The organism is Desulfosarcina cetonica JCM 12296 (assembly GCF_001311845.1).
Classification (GTDB): domain Bacteria; phylum Desulfobacterota; class Desulfobacteria; order Desulfobacterales; family Desulfosarcinaceae; genus Desulfosarcina; species Desulfosarcina cetonica.
In genome coordinates this window covers 1-1,890 of sequence record NZ_BBCC01000413.1, presented here as the reverse complement: position 1 = coordinate 1,890, position 1,890 = coordinate 1, and the positions used below count along the sequence as shown (strand labels likewise).

1 protein-coding gene is annotated in these 1,890 nt (G+C 62.5%); it reads right to left on the bottom strand.

All coding sequences use genetic code 11. From position 1 onward, the window contains the following. Window positions 1–1,730, bottom strand: a 1,730-nt coding sequence (locus tag JCM12296_RS34485) for a (Fe-S)-binding protein (RefSeq protein WP_054702652.1), incomplete at its 3' end; no start/stop codon positions are given. Between the last annotated feature and the right edge of the window lie 160 nt (window positions 1,731–1,890).

The following is a 1,890-nucleotide window of genomic DNA, read 5'->3' as shown; positions in this document are numbered from 1 at the left end:
CGCGCCATGGCGGGGCATCTCCACCAGCGGCCCAAACGGCGGACCACCTGCCGGGGGGCCTCGAAGATGCGGTTGCGCCGGCCCAGGTAGCAGGGATCGTGGTAGACGATGGACTGGCCGTTGTCCCGGGGAGCAATCTTGCCTTGAGAAATCAGCCGGTCGATGAACACCGCGTGGGGGATCACCGTGTAATCACCGCCCAGGGGCGGGTAATGGCGGGTGAAGCTGTTGTAGCAGTGAGGACACAGGGTAATGATCTTTTGAACGCCCAGGTCGTTGAACTCCTCGATATTGGTCTGGGCCAGCTCGGAGAACATGAACTCGTTGCCCATCTGCTTGGCCGGATCGCCGGTGCAGCGGGACTCCTCGAGGATACCGTAGGAGACGCCGGCCGCATCCAGGATGTGCACCATGGCGCGGGCGATCTTCTGGGCGCGTTCCTCATAGGTCACCGAACAGCCGATCCAGAGCAGGTACTCGGTCTCGCCTTGGGCAAAGATCGGCACGTCAAGATCCTTGCACCACTCCTTGGGGCCCGAACCGGTGCCGAAGAAGGGATGGGCGCGCTGCTCCAGGCTGGTCATGGCCTTGCCCATGAGCTCGGGGATGCGCGACTGCTCCATGACCAGGTTCTGGCGGAACTTCAGGATCGTCTTGGGCTGGTTGATGCAGGCCGGACAGGCCTCCATGCAGGCCGTGCAGGTGGTGCAGGCAAAGATCGCATCCTCGCCGATGGCATCGATCACCTCGGTGTCTTCGAACTCGCCGTTGGTGAGGCGTTCGGCCAGGGTGAGCATGACCCCCTTGGGCGAGAGCGGCTTTTGGGTGCTGGCCGCCGGACAGACCTCGTGGCAGCGGCCGCACCACAGGCAGGCATCATAATCCAACAGGCGCTTTTGGGTGAAGTCGGCCAGGCTGGCGCAGCCCAGGGTGGGGATCTCCTCGGATTCCTCGTTGTCAAAGGAGGAGAAGTCCATGACGCCCATCTTGCTGCCGGGCATGGGATCGGCCAGGGCCGTGTTGGCCGGCACCAGGAGAATGTGCATCATGGGCGAATACGGGATATAGGCGATAAAGGCCATGCACAAAAGCCCATGCCCCCACCAGAAGAGACGATGGGCGGCCAGGTTGGCCGGCAGCCAGCCGGCGAGGATATTGCCCACAAAGGCATAGGGATCCGGGCCGGTGGCCTTGATGCGGATGCCCTCGACGATGAAGCCGGTGACGATCACGGCCAAGAGCAGGCCGATCTGGGCCACGAACCCGGCGCGTTCCCGGGGGGTGATCAGCCGTTGCGGCGGGAACATCCTTCTGAGGAAGAAAAAGATCAACCCCGCCAAGGCGGCCAGACCGGCCAGGTCCAGGCCAAAGGACATGAACCAGCGGTTGAAGCCGCCGGCAAAGATCGGCAGGCCGAAGAGCACGTTGAGCACCACCAGGGTCGTGCCGATGCCCAGCAGGATCATGCCCCAGAAGAGAAACCCATGGGCCAGGCCGGTGAAGAACTTCTTGTAGAGCTTGCTTCCCAGAATGCCCTTGGTGACCAGGGCATAGACGAAGATCGGCCCGATCTGGCCGGGCAGGTCGCGCACCGGGCGCAGGCGCAGTTTGCCTTTTTTGATGCGCTGCCAATGGCCATATACCCCCCGGGCAAAGACGATCACGGCCACCAGGGCAAAGGCGTCGATGAGGATACCGTAGCTGATGTTCCAATAGGGGATGCGCGTCATTTAGCGTTCCTCGTTGAGGGCTTGAATGAGGGCCGGCACCACTTTCTTGTAATCGTCGACGATGCCGAAGCGGGCACGTTTGAAGATGTTGGCCTCCTCGTCCTTGTTGATGGCCACCACGCACTTGGCATTGGCAATGCCGGCCAGGTGCTGGCTGGCG